The sequence below is a fragment of the Agrococcus sp. GCM10030265 genome (assembly GCF_042666675.1).
In the GTDB taxonomy this organism is placed as follows: domain Bacteria; phylum Actinomycetota; class Actinomycetes; order Actinomycetales; family Microbacteriaceae; genus Agrococcus.
In genome coordinates this window covers 769094-793912 of sequence record NZ_JBHTCZ010000001.1, presented here as the reverse complement: position 1 = coordinate 793912, position 24819 = coordinate 769094, and the positions used below count along the sequence as shown (strand labels likewise).

Annotated in this window: 22 protein-coding genes; 9 read left to right on the top strand and 13 right to left on the bottom strand. The window is 73.9% G+C overall.

Annotated features, from left to right (window positions below; translation table 11 throughout):
• Positions 1–91 precede the first annotated feature (91 nt).
• On the top strand, positions 92–742 hold the full coding sequence (locus ACFQPP_RS03850) for an ATP-binding protein (RefSeq protein ID WP_376915199.1): 651 nt from the start codon (positions 92–94) through the stop codon (positions 740–742).
• A 29-nt stretch (positions 743–771) separates the two neighbouring features.
• Positions 772–1524 carry an alpha/beta fold hydrolase gene (locus ACFQPP_RS03845; RefSeq protein WP_376915198.1) on the top strand — a complete coding sequence of 251 codons (753 nt, stop codon included), beginning with the start codon at positions 772–774 and terminating at the stop codon, positions 1522–1524.
• A 165-nt stretch (positions 1525–1689) separates the two neighbouring features.
• On the opposite strand, the gene ACFQPP_RS03840 is transcribed toward ACFQPP_RS03845, so the two are convergent.
• The 8 genes from ACFQPP_RS03840 to dnaK form a co-directional block, all read right to left on the bottom strand.
• Positions 1690–2247, bottom strand: a complete 558-nt coding sequence (locus tag ACFQPP_RS03840; protein WP_376915197.1) for a hypothetical protein — start codon at positions 2245–2247, stop codon at positions 1690–1692.
• Positions 2248–2263: 16 nt separating this feature from the next.
• Positions 2264–3589 (bottom strand): hypothetical protein, encoded by a 1326-nt coding sequence (locus tag ACFQPP_RS03835; protein ID WP_376915196.1) that lies wholly within the window; start codon positions 3587–3589, stop codon positions 2264–2266.
• Positions 3590–3706: 117 nt separating this feature from the next.
• Positions 3707–3919, bottom strand: coding sequence for a helix-turn-helix domain-containing protein (locus ACFQPP_RS03830; protein WP_376915195.1), 213 nt, complete (start codon positions 3917–3919; stop codon positions 3707–3709).
• The gene (locus ACFQPP_RS03825; RefSeq protein WP_376915194.1) at positions 3920–4399 is read right to left on the bottom strand and encodes a DUF2975 domain-containing protein; all 480 of its coding nucleotides are present in this window, start codon (positions 4397–4399) and stop codon (positions 3920–3922) included.
• Positions 4400–4459: 60 nt separating this feature from the next.
• Positions 4460–4882 carry a heat shock protein transcriptional repressor HspR gene (locus ACFQPP_RS03820; RefSeq protein WP_376915193.1) on the bottom strand — a complete coding sequence of 141 codons (423 nt, stop codon included), beginning with the start codon at positions 4880–4882 and terminating at the stop codon, positions 4460–4462.
• Between the two features lie 11 nt (positions 4883–4893).
• A complete protein-coding gene (locus ACFQPP_RS03815) occupies positions 4894–5850 on the bottom strand; it encodes a DnaJ C-terminal domain-containing protein (RefSeq protein ID WP_376915192.1) in 957 nt (318 codons plus the stop codon).
• A gap of 7 nt (positions 5851–5857) precedes the next feature.
• The gene (locus tag ACFQPP_RS03810; protein ID WP_376915191.1) at positions 5858–6556 is read right to left on the bottom strand and encodes a nucleotide exchange factor GrpE; all 699 of its coding nucleotides are present in this window, start codon (positions 6554–6556) and stop codon (positions 5858–5860) included.
• A 4-nt stretch (positions 6557–6560) separates the two neighbouring features.
• Positions 6561–8426 carry a molecular chaperone DnaK gene (dnaK, locus tag ACFQPP_RS03805; protein ID WP_376915190.1) on the bottom strand — a complete coding sequence of 622 codons (1866 nt, stop codon included), beginning with the start codon at positions 8424–8426 and terminating at the stop codon, positions 6561–6563.
• A 309-nt stretch (positions 8427–8735) separates the two neighbouring features.
• On the opposite strand from dnaK, the gene ACFQPP_RS03800 reads away from it, so the two are divergent.
• Positions 8736–9422 carry a DUF1345 domain-containing protein gene (locus tag ACFQPP_RS03800; RefSeq protein WP_376915189.1) on the top strand — a complete coding sequence of 229 codons (687 nt, stop codon included), beginning with the start codon at positions 8736–8738 and terminating at the stop codon, positions 9420–9422.
• Between the two features lie 22 nt (positions 9423–9444).
• On the opposite strand, the gene ACFQPP_RS03795 is transcribed toward ACFQPP_RS03800, so the two are convergent.
• Complete coding sequence (locus ACFQPP_RS03795; protein WP_376915188.1) at positions 9445–10602, bottom strand: cation:proton antiporter; 1158 nt, start codon at positions 10600–10602, stop codon at positions 9445–9447.
• A gap of 3 nt (positions 10603–10605) precedes the next feature.
• Positions 10606–11088 carry a cation:proton antiporter regulatory subunit gene (locus ACFQPP_RS03790; protein ID WP_376915187.1) on the bottom strand — a complete coding sequence of 161 codons (483 nt, stop codon included), beginning with the start codon at positions 11086–11088 and terminating at the stop codon, positions 10606–10608.
• Between the two features lie 160 nt (positions 11089–11248).
• Between ACFQPP_RS03790 and ACFQPP_RS03785 the strand changes: the two genes are divergently transcribed.
• The gene (locus tag ACFQPP_RS03785) at positions 11249–12724 is read left to right on the top strand and encodes an MFS transporter (RefSeq protein WP_376915186.1); all 1476 of its coding nucleotides are present in this window, start codon (positions 11249–11251) and stop codon (positions 12722–12724) included.
• A gap of 105 nt (positions 12725–12829) precedes the next feature.
• Positions 12830–13747: a DUF368 domain-containing protein gene (locus ACFQPP_RS03780; protein ID WP_376915185.1), complete on the top strand. Its 918-nt coding sequence runs from the start codon at positions 12830–12832 to the stop codon at positions 13745–13747.
• Here ACFQPP_RS03780 and ACFQPP_RS03775 read toward each other — a convergent pair.
• A complete protein-coding gene (locus ACFQPP_RS03775) occupies positions 13744–14544 on the bottom strand; it encodes a hypothetical protein (protein WP_376915184.1) in 801 nt (266 codons plus the stop codon). The genes ACFQPP_RS03780 and ACFQPP_RS03775 overlap by 4 nt on opposite strands.
• 213 nt (positions 14545–14757) lie before the next feature.
• A complete protein-coding gene (locus tag ACFQPP_RS03770) occupies positions 14758–18336 on the bottom strand; it encodes a bifunctional proline dehydrogenase/L-glutamate gamma-semialdehyde dehydrogenase (protein ID WP_376915298.1) in 3579 nt (1192 codons plus the stop codon).
• A gap of 1604 nt (positions 18337–19940) precedes the next feature.
• On the opposite strand from ACFQPP_RS03770, the gene ACFQPP_RS03765 reads away from it, so the two are divergent.
• From ACFQPP_RS03765 to ACFQPP_RS03750, 4 genes are all read left to right on the top strand, one after another.
• Positions 19941–21512: a phytoene desaturase family protein gene (locus ACFQPP_RS03765; protein ID WP_376915183.1), complete on the top strand. Its 1572-nt coding sequence runs from the start codon at positions 19941–19943 to the stop codon at positions 21510–21512.
• A gap of 136 nt (positions 21513–21648) precedes the next feature.
• Complete coding sequence (locus tag ACFQPP_RS03760; protein WP_376915182.1) at positions 21649–22365, top strand: hypothetical protein; 717 nt, start codon at positions 21649–21651, stop codon at positions 22363–22365.
• 19 nt (positions 22366–22384) lie between these two features.
• Positions 22385–23035 carry a hypothetical protein gene (locus ACFQPP_RS03755; protein ID WP_376915181.1) on the top strand — a complete coding sequence of 217 codons (651 nt, stop codon included), beginning with the start codon at positions 22385–22387 and terminating at the stop codon, positions 23033–23035.
• A complete protein-coding gene (locus ACFQPP_RS03750) occupies positions 23032–24198 on the top strand; it encodes a hypothetical protein (RefSeq protein ID WP_376915180.1) in 1167 nt (388 codons plus the stop codon). The genes ACFQPP_RS03755 and ACFQPP_RS03750 overlap by 4 nt, the downstream gene beginning before the upstream one ends.
• 27 nt (positions 24199–24225) lie before the next feature.
• On the opposite strand, the gene ACFQPP_RS03745 is transcribed toward ACFQPP_RS03750, so the two are convergent.
• A complete protein-coding gene (locus ACFQPP_RS03745) occupies positions 24226–24780 on the bottom strand; it encodes an acyl-CoA thioesterase (RefSeq protein ID WP_376915179.1) in 555 nt (184 codons plus the stop codon).
• Positions 24781–24819 lie beyond the last annotated feature (39 nt).

Genomic DNA, 24819 nt, shown 5'->3' with positions numbered 1-24819 from the left:
AGCGCAGGCGCGGTGCGCAGCCGAGCCGGCGTGGATGGGCGACGCCGCCCGCGTCGCCGAGGTCGCCCGCGCGCGTGGGATCATGGAGCACATGCCCGCTGCGTCCGCGCCCCTCGACGACGCGGCCGACGCATCCGCTCGCACCCCACGCACCCCTCGGGCGCGGATGCTGCTCATCGGCGGCGCATCGGGCTCGGGCAAGTCGCGGCTCGCCGAGGCCTCGGGCCTGCCGGTGCTGCGGCTCGACGACTTCTACCGCGTCGGCGACGACCCCGAGCTGCCGCTGCTGCCCTCGGGCGAGGTCGACTGGGATCACCCCGGGTCGTGGCATCTGCCCGACGCGATCGCCGCGATCGAGCAGCTCGCGACGACCGGTCGCACGCAGGTGCCCGACTACGACATCTCGCGCAGCGACCGCGTCGGGTGGCGCACGCTCGAGCTCGGCGACGCGCACGCGTTCGTCGCCGAGGGCATCTTCGCGAGCGAGGTCGTCGCGCCCGCCACCGAGCGCGGCCTGCTGCTCGACGCCATCGCGGTGCGGCGCCCGCGCGGCGCGACGATGGCGTTCCGCTTCCTGCGCGACCTGCGCGAGCGGCGCAAGAGCCCCGCGTTCCTCGTGCGACGCGGCATCCTGCTCGCCCGCCGGGAGCCGACGATCACGCGAGCGCTGCTCGACGCGGGATGCCGCCCGCTGCGGCCTCGTGCCATCCGCCGCGAGCTCACGCGCATCGCGCCGCGCTGAGCACCCGCACGCTCTGCCTACCATCGAGCATGCGACTCGCGTCCACGACCACCGGATCCGGCCCCGACCACGTCGGGCTCGTGCACGGGCTCGGTGCCGATGGTGCCACGTGGCAGCCATTCGTCGAGCGGCTGCTCGCCGCGGGCGGCTTCACGGTGACGACCGTCGACCTGCGCGGACACGGCGCGAGCCCTCGCGCGAGCTCGTACGCGCTCGACGACCTCGCCGACGACGTGGCCGAGACCCTGCCGGGCGGACTCTCGGCCCTCGTCGGCCACTCGCTCGGTGGCCCCGTCGCCGTGCGAGCCGTCGAGCGGCTCATGCCGCGACGAGCGGTGTACCTCGACCCCGGATTCGGGCTGGCGCTGCCCACGACGGGCTTGGCAGGGCGGCTGTTCTGGGCTGCCCCCGTCGTCTCGCTCGGCATCGCGCAGCTGCGACGCGCGCGGTCCGCGAGGCACCGCACGGCGCCTCCGGCCGAGATGCGGCGGCTGCAGGAGGACGCGGCGAGGCGCTTCGACGGCAGCATGGCCATCGGGGTGTTCCGCGACGTCGCCTTCCACCCGATCGAGGTCGCACCTCCCGCCGTGCCGTCGACGATCGTGCTCTCGGACGAGTCCCCCGCGGTGCTGCCGGACGCGCTCGCGGCGAGCCTCGAGCGCGAGGGATGGGACGTCCGGCGCATCGACGGCGTCGGCCACGACATGCAGCTGGAGGCGCCGGACCGCGTGCTGCACGCGGTCGTCGACCTCCTGCGGGATCCGGACGCCGCCGACGCCTGACGGGCCGGAGCAGGGTCGAGGAGCGCGGAAGCGAGCAGCGCGGGTGCGGGGAGCGCCCGCTCGAGGAGCGCGGCGGCGAGGAACGCGGGGTGCGGCGCGCGCTCGATGCACGGGACACGGCTGCCGCCGGGCTCCCCGCATCGCCCGACGCGGTGCCCCGTGGGGTCACCCCAGCTCTCGGCGCACCCGCGCCATCCACAGCCGAGGGCCGGCGACGTAGCCGACGACCGACGTCAGCACCGTGGACGCGACGAGGTAGATCGCGATGGCGACGCCGAGCGCGAGGCCACCCGTCAGCAGGCCGAGGAGCGTCGTGAGCGCGCTCGCACCCAGCGAGAGCGCTCCCTGCACGAGCGTGCCGATGCCGCAGCACCACCACGTCACCGCGCGAGCGCGCGCGATGCCCGCGCGACGCAGGATGCGCACGCTCACCGTCGCACCGAGAGCGACGAGCCCCGCGGCGAGCAGCAGCACGACGACGATCGTGACGATCCACGGCGTCGGGTCGATGCCTGCGAGCCAGCCGGCCACGGCATCCTCGAGCCCACCCGATCCGGCGACGAGCTCGACGATGAACCAGCGGGCGATGGCGACGATCGTCGCGACCACCGACAGCGCCACCACGAGGTTGACGCCCGCCGACACGAGCGGCAGCCCCCATCCCCCGGCCTGACGCGCCGCCCGGCGCACGACCGGCGGCAGCGGCGGGCGCGCGACACGCACCTGACGCCGCTGCACGTCAGTCGACCCGCGAGAGCTCGGCGGCGTCGGCCTCCACGGCGCGACGCTCGGCGTCGACCTCCGCCTGCCGCTGCTCGGCCTCGAGCTGCGCCCACGTGGGCCGCGGACGGAATGCGAGCAGGTACACCCAGCCGAACAGCATGCCCACGAGGCCCGACAGCACCACCGACACCGCGAGGCTGCCGATCACCCCCGCCCACATCGTGCCGACCGTGAGCGACGCCGACGACGCGAGGATCGCGAAGAGCCCGAACACGAGGACGCCCGGCCACAGCACCGAGCCGACGATCGATCCGAGCACGGTCGTCGTGCCGTACGCGAGCGCGATCGACGCCCGGATGCCCTGCAGGCGCGCCGAGCGATGCCACAGGTAGCTCGTGACGCAACCGGCTGCCGCGATGGCCGCCGTGACGATGAGCACGATGAGGATCGTCACCGGCAGCCGCACCGGGTCGGCCCAGAACGCGACGACGTCGGTGAGGCTGTCGGCCTCGAGCGCGTCGAGGCCATCGGTGCCGCCCTCGGACAGCGTGCCCCAGAGCAGCAGCACGATGGCCGACGCGACGAGCAGATGCGTCGCGAGGGCGAGGAGCGTCTGGCCGACGAGCGAGCCGAGCAGCGCCGCGCGCGTCTGCGCGCGCGTGAGGCGGCGCTTCGGCGGTGCCATGAGGACGGGCGGATGCGGTGCGAAGCCCGGCGGGGAGCCTGGCGCGGCGCCGTACCCGGAAGCGTACGGCTGGCCGCGTCCGACGACGACGTACGGTGGCGGCTGCTGGCCGCCTGCGGATGCGGGGGCGGGCGCGTAGCCGGGTTGGGGCGCGTAGCCGGGCGCGGGCGCGTAGCCGGGCGCGGGCGCGTAGCCGGGCGCGGGCGCGTAGCCGGGCGCGGGCGCGTAGCCCGCCGCGGGCGCGTAGCCCGCCGCGGGCGCGTAGCCCGCCGCGGGCGCGTAGCCCGCCGCGGGCGCGTAGCCCGCCGCGGGCGCGAGCCCGGGCGGCACCGCGGACGCGGCCGGGCTCGGGAGGCCGGCCGCCGGCGCGTTCGCCGCATGCGGCATCGGGCCGGATCGGCGCTGCTGGGCCTCCCAGGCGAGCCGGGCGGCGACGTACGGCGGCACCGCATCCGCCATGGGGTTCACGACCGGAGGCGGGAGCGTCCGCGCGCGTCGCTCGCGTTCGCGCCGCTCGGCGCGCTGCTGCATGGCGTTCTTCGGCACGAGGCCGTCGGGCGCCGAGGCGGCGGCGCGCCGACGCCGCGGCGCCGCGACGACGTCGCTCGGCACCGGGGTGTCGCTGCCCGGGGGCGGCGGCGCGTCGAGCTGGCTCACACCTCGACGGTACGCCTGGCCCCTGGGACCGCGGTGCACCGCCGCCGCGCGCGACCTGCGCCCCGCCGGGCCTCCGCCCCCACCGGTCACCGCACGCGACGGCCTGTCACGACCTCGTCAGGCCGGGTCGGGCTCCCAGCGCAGCACGTCGCCCGGCTGGCACTCGAGCACGCGGCAGATCGCGTCGAGCGTCGTGAAGCGCACCGCCTTCGCTCGACCGTTCTTCAGGACGCCCACGTTGGCGGGCGTGATGCCGACCGCGTCGGCGAAGTCGCCCACCGACATGCCGCGGCGCGCGAGCATCACGTCGATGTCGACCACGATCGCCACTCAGACCACCTCGGCGAGCTCGGAGCGCAGTCCCGACGCCCCGACGAGCAGGCCGCGCATCACGAGCATGAGGAGGGTGGCGGCGACGCCGCCGACGAGCAGGCACAGGAGCACGAGCAGCACGCCGGGGCCGCCGGTGCCGACGACGGCGAGCAGGTGCACGGTGAGGGCGAGGACGATGGTCGTCGCGAGCGCGGCGGCGGCGACGATGCCGTCGACCCAGCGCAGCGCGCTGCGCTCGAAGATCGCCCCGTGCTGCACGCGTCGCAGCAGCATCCACGTGCACACGAGCACGACCTGCACGCAGACGACGAGGGCGATGCCCGCGACCGCGTAGGGCGCGATGGCGGGCACGAGGCGGGCATCGCCGTCGGCGGCCTCGCGTGCGAGCTCGGGCACCAGCACCAGCTGCAGCACGACGGCACCGAGGCCGATGACCACGAGGACGACGCGCAGCGCGGCGATCACAGGGGATGACATGCATCGATCTTCGATGGATATCGATCGAATGTCAATTGAATCGAACCGCACGGCGACGCGTCAGCCGCGGTGCATGGGCCTCCACACGACCACCTGGTTGCGCTTCGTCGGTCGAGCGCCCGCCCGGATCGACGTGACGCCCTCGACCCCCGCCGCGAAGACGCGGCCACGCCGATCGATCACCTGATCGGCGAGCGTCGCCTCGAGCTCGCGCACCCGCGCCTTCAGGCTGCGCACCTCGTTCGAGAGCTCGAGGATGCGGCGGATGCCCTCGAGCGACACGCCCTCCTGCGACAGCAGCTGCACCTGCCGCAGCTGCCCGATGTCGCGCATCGAGTAGCGGCGCGTGTTGCCTGCGGTGCGCTGCGGCTGCACGAGCCCGATGCGGTCGTACTGCCGCAGCGTCTGGGGGTGCATGCCGGCGAGCTCGGCGGCGGCCGCGATCGAGAAGATCGGGCTCGACTCGTCGAGATCCTCCGGCATGCGCCCCACGCTCATCTCGCCTTCGACAGCAGGTCGTCTCGCGGCGACTCGTCGCCCGACGCCGCCATGAATGCCTCGAGCGACTCGCGCTGCTTGGCGTTCAGGTGCGACGGCACCGCGACCTGCACGGTCGCCAGCAGGTCGCCGGGCCCCTGCTTCGTGGGCACGCCCTTGCCCTTGACTCGCAGCACGCGACCGGATGGCGTGCCCGGCGCGACCTTGAGCCGCACCGTGCCACCGCCGACGGTGGGCACCTCGATCGTCGCGCCGAGCGCCGCCTCCGCGAACGTCACCGGCACGTCGACGCGGATGTCGCGGCCATCCATCGTGAAGACGGGATGCGGTCGCACCTGCACCGTGACGATGAGGTCGCCGGGCTGGCCGTTCGTGATCGACGCCTGACCCTTGCCCGCGATGCGGATGCGCTGCCCGTCGTGCACGCCGGCGGGGATCTTGACGGTCATCGATCGCCCGCCGACCGTGAGCTTCAACGTGTCGCCCTGCACCGCCGACAGGAAGTCGAGCTGCGCGTTCGCCGTGACGTCGCGCCCCCGCTGCGGAGCCCGCTGGCCGAAGCCTGCGGGGCCCGCGCCGCCGCCGAACATGCCGCCGAGGAGATCCTCGAAGTCGCCCTGCGAGTACTGCACGCGCGGGCCGCCGCCCTGGTTGAACATGCCGCCGAAGACGTCCTCGAAGCCACCCTGCGCACCGGGCGCGAAGCGCGGGCGCCCGCCCGCCATGGCACGGACCGAGTCGTACTCCTCACGCTGCTTCGGATCGGAGAGCACCGTGAAGGCCTCGGAGATCTCCTTGAAGCGCGCCTCGGCCTTCGCGTCGCCGGGGTTCGAGTCGGGATGGAACTGGCGCGCGAGCTTGCGGTACTGCTTCTTCAGGTCGGCAGGCGCGACGTCCTTCGCGACGCCGAGGACCTTGTAGAAGTCCTTGTCGAACCAGTCGTTGCTCGCCATGCGTCTCCTACTCGCCCGCGGGCACGAACACGGCGACCTTCGCGGGCCGCACGAGTCGCTCGCCGATGCGGTAGCCGCGCTGCACGACGTCGGCGACGACCATCTCGGTCACCTCCGGGTTCGGCAGCTGGGCGATCGCCTCGTGCACGGCCGTGTCGAACGTCTCGCCCACGACGCCCACGGGCTCGAGGCCGAGCCCCGCGATCGAGGCGCGCAGCTTCTGCGCCACGATCGCGAGCGGCGAGCCCTCGAGGTCGCCGTGCTGGTCGGCGCGGTCGAGGTCGTCGAGCGCGGGCAGCAGCGCCGACAGCACGGATGCCGTCGTCGCCACCTTGTCGGCAGCCCGCTCGCGCTCGACGCGGTTGCGGTAGTTGACGTACTCGGCCTGCAGCCTGCGCACCTCGTCCTGCGCCGCCGCGATCTGCGCCTGCACGCTCGCGGCCTCGTCGGCGAGACGCTGGGCCTCGCCGTCGAGCAGGGCGCGGTCCTCCTCGCTCAGGTCGTCGGATGCGGTGGGGCCGGGGGCGGGGGTGGGGGCGGGGGCGGGAGCCTCGGCTCCCGCACCCTCCAGCGCGCCCGCGGCCGCCGCGGCGGCGACGACCTGCGCATCCGCGGGGCTCTGGCGCGCCTCGCCGGTCTCGGGGTCGATGCGCCGCTTGTCGCGGAACACGGGGCCCTCGTCCTCGGGTCGGTTGTCGTCGCTCATCGGACTACTTCTTCTCGTCCTCGTCGTCGACGATCTCGGCGTCGACCACGTCGTCGTCGTTCGACGCGGGCTGCTCGCCCTGCGGCTGCTCGCCGGCGTCGTCGGCCGGGGCCTGCTGCGCCTGCTGCTGGTACAGCGCCTCGCCGAGCTTCTGCTGCGACGCGGTGAGCGTGTCGAACGCGGTCTTCAGCGCCTCGTCGTCGTCGCCCGCGAGCGCCGTCTTCAGCGCGTCGACGTCGGCCTGCACCGAGGTCTTCACGTCGTCGGGCAGCTGCTCGGCGTTGTCGGCGAGGAGCCGCTCGACCGAGTAGACGAGCTGCTCGGCGCCGTTGCGCGTCTCGGCCGCCTCACGGCGGGCCTTGTCGGCTGCGGCGTTCTCCTCGGCGTCCTTCACCATGCGCTCGATGTCGTCCTTCGAGAGGCTCGAGCCGCCCGTGATCGTCATCGACTGCTCCTTGCCGGTGCCCTTGTCCTTCGCGGACACGTGCACGATGCCGTTCGCGTCGATGTCGAACGTGACCTCGACCTGCGGGATGCCGCGCGGCGCGGGCGCGATGCCCGTGAGCTCGAACGTGCCGAGCGCCTTGTTGTCGCGCGTGAAGTCGCGCTCGCCCTGGAACACCTGGATCGCGACCGACGGCTGGTTGTCCTCGGCCGTCGTGAACGTCTCGGAGCGCTTGGTGGGGATCGCGGTGTTGCGGTCGATGAGGCGCGTCATCATGCCGCCCTTGGTCTCGATGCCGAGCGACAGCGGCGTGACGTCGATGAGGAGGACGTCCTTGCGCTCGCCCTTCAGCACGCCGGCCTGCAGCGCGGCGCCCACGGCGACGACCTCGTCGGGGTTCACGCCCTTGTTGGGCTCCTTGCCGCCGGTGAGCCTCTTCACGAGCTCGGTGACGGCGGGCATGCGGGTCGAGCCGCCGACGAGCACGACGTGCGCGATCTCGCCGACCGTGACGCCCGCCTCGCGGATGACGTCCTCGAACGGCTTGCGCGTGCGCTCGAGCAGGTCGGAGGTCATCTGCTCGAACTGGGCGCGCGTGATGGTCTCGTCGAGGTTGGCCGGGCCGTTCTCGGTGAGCGAGAGGTAGGGCAGCTGGATGCTCGTCGACGTCGACGACGAGAGCTCCTTCTTCGCCTGCTCCGCAGCCTCCTTGAGGCGCTGGCGGGCGATCTTGTCCTTCGAGACGTCGACGCCCGTCGACTCCTTGAACTTCTTCGTCAGCCACTCGACGACGCGCTCGTCCCAGTCGTCGCCGCCGAGGCGGTTGTCGCCGGCGGTCGAGCGCACCTGGATCGTCGAGAAGTCGTCGTCCTTGCCCACCTCGAGGAGGGAGACGTCGAACGTGCCGCCACCGAGGTCGAAGACGAGGATGAGCTCGTCCTCCTTGCCCTTGTCGAGGCCGTACGCGAGCGCGGCCGCCGTGGGCTCGTTGATGATGCGCAGCACGTTGAGGCCCGCGACCTCGCCTGCCTCCTTCGTGGCCTGGCGCTCGGCGTCGTTGAAGTACGCGGGCACCGTGATGACCGCGTCGCCGACGGGCTCGCCGAGGTACGTCTCGGCGTCACGCTTCAGCTTGCCGAGGATGCGGGCCGAGATCTCCTGCGGCGTGTAGCGCTTGTCGTCGACCGCCGTCGTCCAGTCGGTGCCCATGTGGCGCTTGACGGAGGCGATGGTGCGGTCGACGTTCGTGACGGCCTGGCGCTTGGCCGGCTCGCCGACGAGCGTCTCGCCGTCCTTCGCGAAGGCGACGACGGACGGGGTGGTGCGGAAGCCCTCGGCGTTCGCGATGACGGTGGGCTGACCCGCGTCGAGGAAGGCGACGACGGAGTTGGTGGTGCCGAGGTCGATGCCGACTGCTCGTGCCATGGTGGCTGCTCCTTGGGTTCGGTGGTCGTGTCGTGGATCCGGTGCGATTCCGGTGGAGGAGCCTGCCGGCAACCCCCCATGACTGACGGCAGGCTCATCCCCCGGAACCGAGGCACGGCGTCGATCCTGCCTTGAGCCGTGCGGACTCAACCTTGGCACTTGAGCCGAGTGCAGTCAAGTTCGGCACCTTGGCGTTCGCCATGGGTTCGAGCCGCGAGCACGAGGCCACGCCCAGCGGGGTCTCGACCACGATGGGCCGTCGACGGCGCGCTCAGCGCCACCCGGCGCCGCGCGGCTAGCGTGTGCTGCATGTCGCGCGGCACGAGCATCATGCATCGGGAGGTCGTGCGGTCGACCTTCGCGACCGCGATCGCGTTCGCGCTCATGGCGGCGCTGTTCCTCGTCGGCGGCGCGCTCGGGCTCGTCGTCGCGCCCGGCGACCTGTCGGCCGTGGTCCTCGCGCTGACGTTCGGGCTCTACGGGCCGACGTTCCTCGCGCTCACGTGGCTCTCGTTCCGCGGACACCACGGCGAGCGGCTCCGCGCGCTCGTCACCCGATCCGACGAACGCAGCCGCATCGTGCGGTGGACGCTCCTCGCCGGACCCAAGTCGTGGGCGATGACCGTCATCGCGGCCGGCATCGCATCCGTCGTGCTGCTGACGACGAGCGACGCGGCGAGCGAGCCGTGGCTCGTCGCCGTGTGCGTCGTCGGCGTCGCGGGCACGTGGATCGTGATGCTCGCGGTCTTCGCCGTCGAGTACATGCGGTCGTGGGCAGCGCGAGACTCCGTCGTCTTCCCGGGCGTCGAGGAGCGCACGTTCCGCGACTTCCTCTACCTCTCCATCCAGCAGTCGACGACCTTCTCGTCGTCCGACGTGCAGATCGTGCGCGGGTCGGCACGCGGGCTCGCGATGATCCACTCCGTCGTGGCCTTCGCGTACTCCACGGCGATCATCGCGGTCTTCGCCTCGCTGCTCATCACGATCGCGGGCTGACCGGCGCCGTTCGCCGCCCCGGCTACGCGAGCGTCGCCTCGGCTCGCGGCGCGCGCACCACGAAGCGCGCGAGCAGCGGCCCCGCGATCGCGAGGATCAGCACGTAGGCGGCCGCGAGCGGCCCGAGCTCGGCGTAGCCTGCGCCGACCGCGAGCGCCGCGATGATGATCGAGAACTCGCCGCGAGCGACGAGCGTGGCGCCCGCGCGCAGCCTCCCCTTGCGCAGCACGCCGTCCCGCCTCGCCGCGAACCAACCCGTCGCCATCTTCGTCGCCGCCGTCACGACCGCGAGCAGCAGCGCGGCAGGCAGCACGGGCAGCAGGTCGCTCGGCACGATCGGCAGCCCGAACGACAGGAAGAAGATCGCCGCGAACAGGTCGCGCAGCGGGCCGAGGATCGCACGGGCGCGCTCGGCGATCGACGGCGGCACCGCGATGCCCACGAGGAACGCGCCGACCGCGGCGGAGGCGCCGAGCAGCTGCGTGAGGCCCGCGACGACGAGCGTGATGCCGAAGAGGCGCAGCAGCACCTGCTCGTCGCTCGGGTGGCTCAGCAGCCAGCGGATGCCGCCGGAGGCGCGCTGCGAGGCGACGAGGATGGTCGTGACCGCGGCGAGCGCGAGCGCGACGGCGCCGAGCGCCTGCCACCACGTCGCACCCGTGAGCACGGCGATGAGGATCGGCAGGTAGATCGCCATCGCGATGTCCTCGATGACGAGCAGCGACAGCACCGCGGGCGTCTCGCGGTTCGCGACGCGGCCGAGGTCGACGAGCAGGCGCGCGACGATGCCCGACGACGACACCCACGTGATGCCGGCGAGCGCGAGCGCCGCCTGCCACGGCATCCCCAGCACGAGGCCGATGCCGAAGCCCGCCGAGGCGTTGAGCCCCACGTCGACGAGGCCCGACCGCGAGTGCCGCTTGAGCGACTGGCCGAGCTCGCCCGCCGTGAACTCGAGGCCGAGCATGAGCAGCAGCAGCAGCACGCCGATCTCGGCGGCCGGCTCGATGAACGGCTCGGCCGCGGCGAGGTCGACGGGCGATCCGGCCCCGACGAGGAGGCCCGCGAGCAGCATGAGCGGGATGGGCGAGATGCCGACGCGGTGGGCGATGAGCCCCAGCAGCGACACGCCGAGGACGACAGCCCCGAGCTCGAGGAGCAGCGCGGAGATGTCGTGCATGCGCTACCCGCTCAGCAGGCGGGCGCGGAGCTGCGCGAGCCCCTGCGCCGAGCCGATCGCGACGAGCGAGTCGCCCGCGAGCAGCGGCTCGGCGGGCGTGGGCGCGGCGATGACGTCGTCGGCGCGCACGACCGCCACGATCGAGCATCCCGTGAGCGTGCGCGCCCTCGTGTCGCCGAGCGGCCGCCCGACGAACGGCGAGCCCGCGTCGACGAGCAGCCGCGCCGTCTCGAGGCCGGGGATGGCGCGCGTGACGTCGGCCATGGACTGCGTGATGCGGTGCGCGCCGAGCACGTCGGTGAGCGCGTCGATCTCCTCCTCGTCGAGGTGCAGGGCGAGCCGCACGTCGTCGGGGTCGTGCTTGCTCGAGACGCAGAGGTCTGCGGGGCCCTCGCGATGCACGACGACGCTGACGGGCACGCCCTTGCGCGTCGTCATGTCGTATCGCACTCCCACGCCGGGGAGCAGCGTCTGCGTGATGTCCACGGCAGGATCATGCCACCATCCGCGGCGCGGTGGCGGGGCGGGTCCCGTCGAGGGCTCCGCTGCGGCGGCCGCCTCGCGCGCGGAGTCGGCGGCGGCGTGCTCGGCGAACGGCTGGTGAACGCCGCCGCGTCGAGACGCGGTGCATCCATGCGCTCGACCTATGCTCGGCTCCGTGAGCACCGCGCCCGTCGACGACCGCATCCTGCGCACGCGCGCCCGCGCCTGGGCGCTGTGGGACTGGGGCTCCGCGTCGTTCAACGCCGTCGTCACGACGTTCGTCTTCAGCCGCTACATCGCGTCCGACCTCTTCGTCGACCCCGTGATCGTGCGCGCCGGCACCGAGACCGAGGACTTCACGCCGACGGCGGAGGGTGCTCGCGCGCTCACGGTCGCGCTCGCCGACAACGCGGCCATCGTGGCGTGGGCGATCGCGATCGCCGGCATCCTCGTCGCGCTGCTCGCACCCATCCTCGGCCAGCGCTCCGACGGCACGGGGCGCAGGCGCCTGTGGCTCGGCGTCAACACGGGCATCACGATCGTCGCGATGCTCGGGATGTTCTTCGTCGCCCCCGTGCCGGAGTACATCTGGGTGGGCGCGGCGCTCCTCGCGGTCGGCAACCTGTTCTTCGAGTTCGCGAGCGTCAACTACAACGCGATGCTGCATCAGGTCTCGACGAAGGAGACCATGGGGCGCGTCTCCGGCTTCGGCTGGGGCATGGGCTACGTCGGCGGCATCGTGCTGCTCGCGCTCCTGCTCGTGCTCTTCCTCTTCCCCGTGCGCGGCGACGGCACGAACGGCATCCTCGGCCTCCCGACGGGCCTCGAGGGCGCCGGGCTCGACGTGCGCGTCGCGATCGTCGTGTCCGCAGCGTGGTTCGCCATCTTCGCCGTCCCCGTGCTCGTCGCGGTGCCCGAGCTGCCCCGCTCCGAGCGCGCGAGCTCGGTGAGCATCGCGGAGTCGTACCGTCGCCTCGTCCGCACGATCGTGCGCATCGGCCGCCGCGACCCGAAGACCCTGCTGTTCCTCATCTCCAGCGCGATCTTCCGCGACGGCCTCTCGGCGATCTTCACGTTCGGCGCGATCATCGCCTCCAGCGTCTTCGGCTTCTCGGCGACCGAGGTGCTGCTCTTCGCGGTGGCCGCGAACGTGACCGCGGGCCTCGGCACGTTCGTGGGCGGATGGGCCGACGACCGCTTCGGCCCGAAGGTCGTCATCACGACGTCGCTCGTCGTGCTCTCGCTCACGGGCACGGCCGCGATCTTCATCGAGGGCAAGGCGGCGTTCTGGGTCGTGGGCCTGCTGCTCACGATCTTCGTCGGACCCGTGCAGGCGTCGTCGCGGTCGTTCATGGCGCGCATCACGCCCAAGGGCCGCGAGGGCGAGATGTTCGGCCTCTATGCGACGACGGGGCGCGCGGTGTCGTTCCTCGCGCCGACGCTCTTCGGCCTCTTCGTGACGATCGCGGGCGACACGCGCTTCGGCATCATCGGCATCGTCATCGTGCTGCTCGCCGGTCTCGGCCTGCTCCTCCCCGTGTCGCCGAGGCCCGCGATCCTCGACGACGCCGAGGCGGAGGCGTCAGCCGGCGCGGGCCTGCCGACGCCGCCCCTGCGCGGTGACGACCCTCTGCGCTGACCCGCCGCGCCCGCAGGCCTGGCAGGCTGGGAGGGTCGCTCGCACCCGCCCGTCGCGGCGCGGCCGCGCGCATCCACCGCCCCCGACCCTCCTGGAGGGCCCATCGTGCCTGCCGTCCGCACCCTCGTCGACCTGCTGCGCGGCGCCCTCATCGGCGTCGTGGAGACGATCCCGGGGGTGAGCGGCGGCACGGTCGCGCTGCTGATCGGCGTCTACGAGCGGCTCCTCGCCTCGGCGTCGTCGCTCGTCCGAGGCGTCGCGCACGCGGTCGTCGACCCGGCGCGGGGTCGCGGGCTCGCCCGTGCGCGGATGCATCTCGCGCAGGTGTCGTGGCGCGTGGTGCTGCCCGTCGGCATCGGCATGGTGCTCGCGCTCGTGTCCGCTGCGCGCATCGTGGAGCCGCTGCTCGACGAGCACCCCGTGACCTCGCGCGCCCTCTTCGCGGGGCTCATCGCGGCATCCCTCGTCGTGCCGGCGCGGATGCTCGGCGGTCGCTGGCGCGTGCGCGACGTGGCGCTCGCCGTGGCAGCCGCGGCAGCGGGCTTCGGCATGACGGGGCTGCCGCCCGCGACCGTGGAGGATCCGTCGCCCGCCGCGATCCTCGGCTCGGCGGCGCTCGCCGTGTGCGCGCTCGTGCTGCCGGGCGTCTCGGGATCGTTCGTGCTGGTGTCGACGGGCATGTACCAGCCGGCGCTCGCAGCCCTCAACGGCGGCGACGTGCCCACGGTGGGGCTGTTCATGCTGGGCGGGGTCCTCGGCCTCGCCCTCTTCGTGCACGTGCTGCGCTGGCTGCTGACGTCGCACCGCCGGGTCACGCTCGCGATCATGACGGGGCTCATGGCCGGGTCGCTGCGCGCGCTGTGGCCGTGGCAGTCGGACGACCGCGACCTGCTCGCACCGTCGGGCGACGTCGGCGTCGTCGCAGCGTGGTTCGTCGTCGGGGTCGTCGTCGTGGGATGCGTCCTGCTCGTCGAGCGGATCGTCGTGCGTCGGCGCTCGGCGCGGGCGGTCGACGCCCCCTAGCCGCCGACGGCCGCGTCGAGCGCGTCGCGCTGCGTCTGCACGATGCCGACCGACTCGGCGTCGCCGCCGACGACGCCCGACCGCCACGGCGTCGCGACGACGAGCTCGTCGTGCGCGACGAGCACGTACTGCACGGGGTGGAACGACCCGTCGTAGCCGACCGCGAGCTCGTGCATGCCGGCGGCGGCGACCGCAGCCGACGCCTCGAACGGACCGAGCACGGCCGTGAGCCCGTCGGGCACCTGCGCGACGCCCTGCACGCCCTCGCACGCGGCCGCGGCCGCGACGAGCGCGTCGACGTAGGCGCTCGCGTCATCGGCCGACGCCATGCGACCCACGACGATCCACGTCCCGAGCTCGCCCTCGTACGGGTAGCCGCCGCGCACGACCTCCTCGGGCACGATGGCGTCGGCGGCCGCGACCGCGGCCGCGCACTGGGGCGCCGCCTCGAACGCCGCCGGATCGAGCGCGGGCACGATCTCGTCGCGCGACTGGGCGGACCATGGTCCCCAGCGCTCCGGCTCGCCGGGTGCGTGCGGCACGGGGACGAGCGCCGCCGCGAGGTCGACGCCGTCGAAGCGCTCGCCCGCGGGCGAGGGCTCGGGCGAGGGCTCGGGCGAGGCGCTGGCCGTCGCGCTCGGCGTCGCGGGGTCGGGCGCATCCGTCGCCGCGGGATCGGCGTCGAGCGTGCCCGGCGCGCACGCGACGAGCACGAGGCTCGCCGCGAGGACGCCGCACAGCGCGATGCCGCGTCGCCCCCACGAGCCCGCCGCTCCCCCGCTCCCACGCGCGCGCATGCGCTCGTCCGCGCGCCCATCCTGCCCATGCGTCGCCGTGCTCACGTCCACCGCCGCCATCCCATCCTCGGGTCGTCCGCCCTCGATGGGGCATGTCCGGCTGCGGCTCGAGGTCACAGGCGCGCCGACGCGCGCACGAGATGCGCGTGAGCGGGCCGTCGAGGGTGCATTCCACTCGGCGGGCCGCTCACGCTCATTCCGTGCGGCGGAGGCTCAGACCTCCAGCGCCATGAACGCGGCATCCGGGTTGCCGAAGCGGTGCGCCGTGATCGACACCGCCTGCTCGCGCAGGAACGGCATGAGCTCGAGTCGACCCTCGACCGTGATGGGCGCGTCGTACACGGCGATCGTGGGGTTGCCCGCGAGCAGCGGCCGCAGCAGCGCGTCGGTGCCGCAGAGGCGGATGCGCCGCGTCGGCTCGCCCGAGCGCACGAGGCCGTCGTGCACCTCGTGGCCGCGGTCATCGGTCGCGGGCGGGCCGACGGGCGCGATGGCGGCGCCCGAGCGCAGCCGGTCGTGGAAGGCGGCGTCGGTCTCGACCACGATCTCCTCGACGCGCAGCACGGGTCCGTGCGCGGTGACGAGTCGCTCGAGCGCGGGCGGCAGCGGCTGCGACGACGAGATGCGCACCGTCGCCCGAGCGCGAGCCGCGGCGGCGAGCACGCGCACGAGCTGCCCGAGCGTGCCGTCGTCGGCGAGTCGCACGAGCGTCTGCGTGGGCCGGTGCCGCAGCACGTTGCGCTCGACGCCGAGGCTCGAGACGTCGATCGAGCGGCCGAGCTCGCCCTCCCACGCACGCTGGTCGCTGTTCGCGCCCGCTCGGATGCGGTCGAACTCGAGGAAGTCGAGCTGCGGCGTCGCCGACTCGATGAGGTTCGACACCCGCTGGTGCAGGCCCGCGAGCTTCACGTTCTTGCGCGGAGGCTGGAACACCGGCTCCCAGTCGACGAGCGTCGACAGGTACGACGGCCCGCCGGCCTTCGCACCCGGCCCCACCTGCGACAGCCGCCAGCCGCCGAACGGCTGCCGCCGCACGATGGCTCCCGTGATGCCGCGGTTGACGTAGAGGTTGCCCGCCTGCACCCGCTGCATCCACTCGTGCACCTCGTCGGCGTCGAGCGAGTGGATGCCGGCGGTGAGCCCGTAGTCGGTGCCGTTCTGCACCTCGATCGCCTCGTCGAGCGTGCGCACCGCGATCAGCGACAGGTGCGGTCCGAAGAACTCGGTGCGGTGCGTGAACGATCCCGGCTGCACGCCGATGCGCACGCCAGGGCTCCACACGCGACCCTCGGCGTCGAGCTGCCTGGGCTCGACGAGCCACGACTCGCCCTCGCCGAGCGTCGTGAGGGCCGCGAGGAGACGGCCGGATGCGCGCTCGATGATGGGGCCGACGTGCGTGCGAGGGTCGAGCGGCGAGCCGACGCGCAGCGTCTGCACCGCATCCACGAGCTGGCGACGGAAGCGCTCCGACGTCGCGACGGAGCCGACGAGGATGCCGAGCGACGCGGCGGAGCACTTCTGGCCCGCGTGCCCGAACGCGCTGCGCACGAGGTCGGAGACCGCGAGGTCGAGGTCTGCGGAGGGCGTGACGACGATGCCGTTCTTGCCGCTCGTCTCGGCGAGCAGCGGCAGGTCGGCGCGCCACGACGAGAAGAGCGCCGCCGTCTCCGACGAGCCCGTGAGGATGAGCCTGCCGACGGCCGGGTGGGAGATGAGGTGCTTCGAGACCTCGCCCTCCTCCATGTCGCACAGCACGAGCACGTCGCGCGGCACGCCCGCCTCCCACAGCGCCTCGAGCAGCACGGCCGCCGAGCGCCTGGCCTGCGGCGCCGGCTTCACGATGACGGCCGAGCCGGTCGCGAGCGCCGCGGTGATGCCGCCGGCGGGGATCGCGACGGGGAAGTTCCACGGCGGCGTGACGACGGTGAGCGCCACGGGCACGGGCCGCGCGTGCTCCGTCTGCTCCAGGCGCACCGCCTGGTCGGCGTAGTAGCGGGCGAAGTCGATCGCCTCCGACACCTCGGGGTCGCCCTCGGCGAGGGTCTTGCCGGTCTCGGCGGCCATGATCTCGAGCAGTCGCCCACGGTAGGCGCCGAGCGTCACGGCGGCGTCGCGCAGGATGCGCGCGCGACCCTCGGCGCCCTTCGCGGCCCACGCGCTCGCCGCCTCGACGGCCTTGCCGATGCGGCGTTCGAGCGTCGGCACGTCGTCGATGCGGTTCAGCTCGAGCGTGCGGACGCCGAGCGTCGTCTCGGCAGCGCGCGCGAGCACCTGGCGGCCCCATGCGCGGTTTCGTGCGAGCGAGGGGTCGGTGTCGGGCTCGTTGGCGAAGCCCGCCTCCTGCACGGGTCCGACGGCGACCGAGAGGTCGCCCGAGCGATCCTGACGGCGATTCGGCGGCGGCGCATCCGGCCCCTGCTCGCGCAGGAGTGCGATGGATGCGAGGAAGCGGTCGCGCTCGCGCAGGAAGACGTCGAGGTCGGTGCCGATCTCGAACATCCCCGACATGAAGTTCTCGCCCGAGCCGTTCTCCTCGAGCCTGCGCACGAGGTAGGCGACGGCGGCGTCGAACTCCCTCGGGCGCACGACGGGCGTGTAGAGCAGCACCTCGGGCACGTCCTCGCGGATGGCGTCGATGTGCTCGGCGGCCATGCCGAGGAGCATCTCGACGTCGATGGCGCGGATGGTGCCCGTGCGGTTCGCGAGCTCGACGGCGTAGGCGAGGTCGAAGAGGTTGTGGCCCGCGACGCCGATGCGCACCGCCCGGGTGCGCTCGGGGGTGAGCGCCGCCTCGAGCACGCGCTTGTAGTTCGCGTCGGTGTCGGCCTTCGACGGCAGCACGGTGAGGGGCCAGTCGTGCACGGCCGCGTCGACGCGCTCCATCGCAAGGTTCGCGCCCTTCACGACCCGCACCTTGATGGGTGCGCCCGCCGCGGCGACCCGCGCCTGCGCCCACGCCGTGAGGCGGTCGAGCGCTCCGAGGGCGTCCGGCAGGTACGCCTGCAGCACGATGCCCGCGTGCAGGCCGCGCAGCTCGGGGTGGTCGAGGATGCGCTGGAAGACCGCGACCGTGAGGTCGAGGTCGCGGTACTCCTCCATGTCGAGGTTGATGAACGTCGGCGCCGCGCCACCCGGGCCCTGCTTCGTCGCTGCGGTGCGGTACAGCGGCAGCAGTCGCTCGACGACGGCTGCGACGGTCTCGTCGAACGACCACAGCTGCAGCTGCGGCGCCATGCTCGAGACCTTGATCGACACGTAGTCGACGTCGTCGCGCTGCAGCAGCTCCATGGTGCCGCGGAGGCGGTGCTCGGCCTCCTGCTCGCCGAGCACGGCCTCGCCGAGCAGGTTCACGTTGAGGCGGGTGCCGTCGGCCCGGAGGCGCGCGAACGACTTCGCGAGGCGCTCGGGGGTCGCGTCGAGCACGAGGTGCGAGACGAGCGAGCGCATCGCGCGCTTCGCGATGGGGATGACGGCGCCGGGCGCGAGCACGCCGAAGCCGCCGCCCATCGTGACGCCGAGCTTGAGGTACCAGTCGAGGAAGTCGGGCAGCTCTCGGCTGAGCCGGTCGAACGCGCGAGCGCTCACGGCCGGATCCTCGGGGCGCACCACGCGGTCGACGAAGCCGATCGCGAAGTCGAGGCCGCGCTCGTCGGCGAGGAGGCCGGCGAGGCGCTCGGCGGAGCGGTCGCGTCGCCTTGGCTGCTGCGACTCGCGGGCGAGCCAGCCGCGCACGCGGTGGATGGCGGCCTGCGCGAGCGCGTCGTCGGTGTCGGGCTCCGCGGGATGCAGGATCGCGGCACGGGCTGCGGCGGCGGGGTCGAGCGGCGCCTCGGGCTGCGGTCGGGGCGCAGGCTGCAGCGGGCCGGTCGCGCCCTGCGGCGCTGCATCGGCATGCTGCGGCGGCACGGATCCGGTGGCTCGCGGCGCGGGAGGCACGGCGGGCGTCGCGCTGGGCAGCGGCGGCACGACGCCCGTGCCGCTCATGGGCGGCAGCTGGCCGGCTGCGGCGAGCGGCGGCACGGGGGCCGTGCCCGCGTGCGGCGCGGTGCCCGCGACGTCGGCGGGCAGCACCGCGCCGACCTCGGCGCCGAGCGACGGCTGCTGCAGCGCGGCCTCGCGCGCGCCATCCCACTGCGCGGCTCGGTGGGCGTCGTCGTCGAGGGGCCCGACGGGCGGCGCGGGATCGGGGCTCGACTCGGCGTCGGGCTCGACGCCCGAGCCCGACGGCGCATCCGCGTGCTCGTCGTGCGGGGGCGCGTCGACCTCGAGCGGCTGCACCTGCGCGGTGCGGGCGATGGCATCCCAGCCCGGCGCCGAGCCGTGCGCGTGGTCGGATGCCGACAGCATCCATCCGCGCGGCTCCTGCCGCGGCGCGTCCTCGGGCGCGAGATCGTCGCCCTGCTCCTCCGAGAGCATCCAGCCCACGCGCTCGGGCTCCTGGGCGGCCTCCTGGGCGGGGGCGGTCGACGACTCCCGCGCGGCCTCGGGACTCGGATCGGAGGCGGTCCCGTCGCCGACGACCTGCCAGTCGCGCTCGCGCTCGCGCTCGGCGGAGGGTGCATCGCCGCCGGGCCTGCGCGCGGCCTCGGCCGCGACCGTCCACGGGTCGCTCGTCGGCGTCTCGGGCAGCTCGGGCGTCCGTGCGGCTGGCTCGGGCGCGAGCGGCTGCTGCACGGGCAGCACCTTCGTCGCGGGCTCGGGCTCGGTCGAGACCCAGAACGGCTCCTCGGCGCCGGCGTGCGGCACCGAGGGGGTCGTGGCGGGCGGCGAGGACGGTGCCGCGGACGGCTGCTGGGGCGCAGCGACGGACGGAGTGGCGGGCGGAGCCGCGGGCGAAGTGGCGGGCGGAGCCGCGGGCGAAGGCGAAGGCGCGGGCGAGGGCGCGGGCGAGGGCGAAGGCGCGGGCGCAGGGGCCGCCTGGGCGGGCGCGGGCGGCGACGGCGCGACGGGAGCGTCGACGTCGACGACGTCGAGCTCGCCCGTGCGCGGCGCATGCTGCTCGTCGAGCACCTCGAGCCCGTCGCCGAACAGCGCGTCGAGGTCGTCGAGCCCCTGCTGATCGCCCGGATCGGCCTGCGCGCCGCCGGCCTCTGCCCGGGCCGCGGGCACCTCGTGCGAGCGCGCTGCGACGCCACCGTCCTGGGCGAGCGCGTCGGCATCGGCCGCGCCGGCCCGGAGGATGTCGTCGAAGTCCGGCTCGTCGCCGCGCGGGGCATCCGTCATGCGCTCCATCGTACGCAGCGGGCCGCCGCCCGCCGTCGCCGCACGGACGGCGTGCCGAGCCTCCGATCCGCGGCACCCGTCGCCGGGCCCGGCACGGTGCGGTCGCACGAGCGCCCATCGCAGCAGGTGCCCCACCCTCGTGCCGCAGCCGCCTCGCGCGCTACCGTCGCGACATGCTCGCGCCCGCATCCCGCCCCGCCCGCGTCGCCATCGTCGGCGGCGGGCACAACGCGCTGACGGCCGCCGCCTACCTCGCGCGCGCGGGCGTCGACGTCACGGTGCTCGAGCGGCTCGACCACGTCGGCGGCGCCGCGGTGTCCGCGCGGGCGTTCGACGGGGTCGACGCGCGCCTGTCGCGCTACTCGTACCTCGTGAGCCTCCTGCCGCAGCGCATCCTCGACGACCTCGAGCTGCACGTGCCGCTCGCACGGCGCCGCCACTCCTCCTACACGCCCGTCGCCGGCACCGACGCGGGGCTGCTCGTCGACGCGCACGACGCCGACGCGACCCGGGCGTCGTTCGCGGCGATCGGCGCGGCCGGCGACGCCGACCGCTTCGCGGCGCTGTACCGACGCACGGCGCTCGTCGCGCAGGCGGTGTTCCCCACGATGACGGAGCGCCTGCCGCTGCGTGCCGACGTGCGGGCGCGCGCCGGAGCCGCATCCGCATGGGCCGAGCTCGTGGATGCGCCGATCGCGCAGGCGATCGAGGCGGCCGTCGACCACGACGTCGTGCGCGGCGTCGTCGCGACCGACGCGCTCATCGGCACGTTCGACGACCTGCGCACGGGCCTCGCGGGCAACCGCTGCATGCTGTACCACGTCATCGGCGGCGGCACGGGCGACTGGGACGTGCCGATCGGCGGCATGGGGCGCGTCTCCGGCGGCCTCGCCGACGCCGCTCGCGCGGCGGGCGCGCGCATCCGCACGGGCGCCACGGTCACCGCGGTCACGCCGGACGGCGACGTCGCGTGGGTCGAGGCCGACGCCGAGCACCGTGACGGCTTCGACCTCGTGCTCTCGGGCGTCGCCCCCGCGGTGCTCGCACGCCTGCTCGGCGGGGATGCACCGCAGCCCGAGGGGGCGCAGGTGAAGGTCAACATGGTGCTCTCGCGCCTCCCGCGCCTTCGCGGCGGCATCGCGCCCGAGGCGGCGTTCGGCGGCACGCTCCACGTGCAGGAGTCGTGGTCGCAGCTCGCCGCGGCGCACCGTGCCGCGGCGAGCGGCGCCCTGCCCGACCCGCTGCCGTGCGAGATCTACTGCCACACGCTCTCGGACCCGAGCATCCTCGGGCGCGGGCTCGCAGCATCCGGCGCCCACACCCTCACGGTCTTCGGCCTGCACGCGCCCGACCGGCTGCTCGGCGACGCGCAGCCAGGCACGGCCGAGCACGACGCGATGCGCGACCGCATGCAGGATGCGGTGCTGCGCTCGGTCGACGCCGTGCTGGCCGAGCCGCTCGAGCCGCTGCTGCTGCTCGACGCCCACGGCAGACCGTGCATCGAGACGAAGACGACCCGCGACATCGAGCGGGCGCTCGCGATGCCGGGCGGCGCGATCTTCCACGGTGCGCTCGCGTGGCCGTGGCTCGAGGAGGCGCCGGGCTCGGCGGCCGAGGCGTGGGGCGTCGAGACCGCCCACGAGCGCATCCTCATGGCGGGCTCCGGCGCGCGCCGCGGTGGCGCCGTCTCGGGGATCGGCGGCCACAACGCCGCGCATGCGGCGCTCGAGCTGCTGCGCGCCTGACGCCCTCGCAGCGAGGTGGGGAGTTCTCCCCATCGCGCGTCCAGCGATGCCGGACTAGCGTCGTCGACAGCGCCGCGCCCCTTCCGTGCTCGAGCCGCGACCCCCGCCTCGTGCACCGACACCAAGGAGCGCCTGCATGGCCATGACGATCCCCGGCGAGCTCGCCTGGGTGCTCGACCTGCTCGGCTTCGAATGGCCGCAGCTCGACGAGGACGCCATCAACCAGGCCGCGCACATCATGCGGCAGTTCGAGGACGACCTCAACGCCGCGATCGACGCCGCCGACGCCAACGTGCAGGACGCCTACGCCTCCGTCACCGGCTCGTTCGCGAAGGCCCATGCCGACGCGTGGGACGAGGAGCGCTCCGGCAGCATGCGGCAGCTCTCCGAGCTCATCGGGCCGGCTGCGACGGGCGTCGACCTCTTCGCCGACGCCATCGTCGCCCTCAAGCTGAAGGTCATCGCCGAGCTCGTCATCACGGCGGCGCAGATCGCCGCGGCGATCGCCTCCGCCGTCGTGACGCTCGGTGCCGGCGCGGCCGTGCAGGCCGTCATCCTCGTCGCGCGCAAGAAGGCGCTCGACATCGTCACCGACATCATGGTCGACGCCGCCGTCGGCCAGGTGCTGTCGATGGTCATGGAGCCGCTGCTGCAGGTCGCCGAGCCCCTCATCGACGCGACGATGGATCTCCCGGTCGTCGCCGGCGCCGTCGGCGAGGCCGAGGCGCTCATCCTCGACCTGCAGGCGCTCGACCGCGCATCCACGGGCATGCAGGCGACGAGCGACGACGTCGACAGCCTCGGCGCCGACTTCGTCAGCCAGATCATGGCCCTCCAGTTCTCGACGGCGTGATGGGATCGGTGACGCTCTGATGGGCAAGGACAGGCTCGACGGCGCAGCCGAGGAGGTGCGCGAGACGCTCATGGCGCAGTTCCGTCGCATCACGGACCTGCACAGGAAGCGTGCACGCGACCGCGCCGACAAGATGCAGGGCGACGCGGACGCGATCCGCGACCTCGACCGCTTCGACCACATGCCGGACGACCTCGCGGCGGTGCACGCGATGGACAACGGCAGCCGCCCGCATCCGTCGACGTACTTCTCGGAGGAGGACCTCGACGACCACGTCTCGCGGTTCCAGAACGGCGGCACGCGCTTCATGCCGCGTGCGAACGTCGAGAAGTACGGGCCGGCGCAGGCCGACGGCACGAGCTTCCTCATGTCGACCGACGAGGTCGACAGGATGCTCATCGAGACCGGTGGCGACCAGGAGCTCATGGAGCGAGCCCTCGGCCTGAATCCCGGCGACCTCGACGGCGACCTCGTGCGCGTCGACGTGCCGAACCCGTTCGACCACGGCATCCGCATGCCCTCGGGCAACGAGCGCGGGGCGAACGAGCACTGGCTCCCCGGCGGCACGCTGCCAGGCGGCATCTCCGAGGGCGTGATCGACGGCGGAGGGCTCGTCCGCGACGTCGACTATTCTGTCCAGGACTTCGTACCCGGGGGCCAGAGGCGATGACGACGCGAACCGTGCGCTTCTCGCGCGAGCACCACTACTCCCTCGACGTCGAGGAGGAGACGGGCCGCCGCGTGCTGTCGATCCCCGTGACGTTCGGCGCCGTCGACTCCGAGGAGCGCTACGCGCTCTCGGACGACGTGTTCGCGAGGCTCGTCGAGGACGAGGCGGCTGCGAGCGCCTTCGCCGCCGAGTGTCGCAGGCACGAGCACGACGACCTGCTCGTCACCGAGCTCGGCTGGCGCCGCGGCTCCCCCATCGAGCCCCCGCCCGCCGGCGCGGTGCTGCCGCCCGCGCCCGGTCCCGCCTCCGCCGCCGCGCCCGCGGAGGGCGCGAACGCCATCCGCGGCGACGAGCCGCCCGCGTCCGTGTGGTTCGGGCCCGACCCGACCGCTGGGCCGGAGCGCGTCGCGTCGCCGCACCGCATGGAGGCCGCGCCGCTCGACGAGCGCGTCGCCGCCGTCGCAGCCGCCGCACGCGAGGGCGACCTCGGCCGCCGCACCGAGCTCGTCGACATGCTGCACGACGCGTCCGCCGACGGTCCGTCGATGCGCGCGCGCCTGCAGGCGCAGCGCCTCCTCGCGTCGCTCGCGCGCGACGAGGACGTCGCCGACCCCACGACCTTCCGCTACCTCGACGATGCGCCCGCCGCGCTCGTCGAGGCGTTCGCCGGATCGGGCCGCCTGCTGCAGGCCCGCTCGGCCGCCGACCTCCTCATCCGCGTCGGCCGCGCGCACTGGCGCGAGCCCGACGTGCGCCGCGGGCTCATCTCGAGCCTGCTCGTGCTCGTGCACCGCCAGGAGGATCGTCGCGTCGAGCCGACGCTCGTGAACCTCGCGAAGGCCGCCGTGGCGACGCTCGCCGAGGAGCCCGCCGCCTACCTGCTGAAGAGCAGCCCGTGGAGCCCCACCGAGCAGATCGGCCGCATGCGCGCGAGCGCGCTGCGCTGCCACGAGCAGGGCAGCCTCTACGGCAGCTGGTTCCTCGCGGCCGACCTCGCCCTCTGGAGCGGCATCCCCGGCCCGTACCTCAAGGACGTCGTGCTCTCGGACGCCGACCTGGCCGCCGTGCTCGCATGGGCGGATGCGCTCGACGCGCTGCCGTGGGTGCCGGGCCGCAAGTACTTCCACGGCCACGACGTCGACGGCGGGCCGTCGCTGCGCTGACGCCGCGAGCGAGCGCCCGGGCGGGGCTCAGGCCCACACGCTCGGGTGCTCGGCCCTCGCGCCGGGCAACGACGACCAGTCGGCCCACGTGCGGATGTCGTCGGGCACGGGATGGTTCGCCTCGAAGTCGTAGCCGCACGCCTCGCTCACGACCGACATGCGCACGGCGCCGACGCCGCGCTGGATGAAGCGGCCCCGCACGACGGCGCGCGCCATGACCTCGCCCTTCGCGACGAAGCGCTGCTCGACGTACACGCTGCGCTCGTCGGCGCCGACGAGGCGCGACTCGAGCGTGAAGCGCTGCAGGAAGCCGATCGAGCGACGATAGGCGATCGACTGCTGACCGACGACGGCGTGGATGTGCGCCTTCGACAGGTGCGCCGCCATGCCGGCGCGCTTCGTGAGGTCGATGCGGCCGAGATCCATGAACGACAGATAGCGGCCGTTGTTCATGTGACCGAGCAGGTCGATGTCGACGAGCTGCACGCGGTGGTCGATGCGGCTGACGTCGCCGATCTGCAGGCGCGGCGCGCGAGCACCGCGGACGAGCATGGCGTACAGGAACCGCAGGAGCATGTGCATGCCCCCCATCCTCGCGGCACCCCGCGCCGCACGCGACTC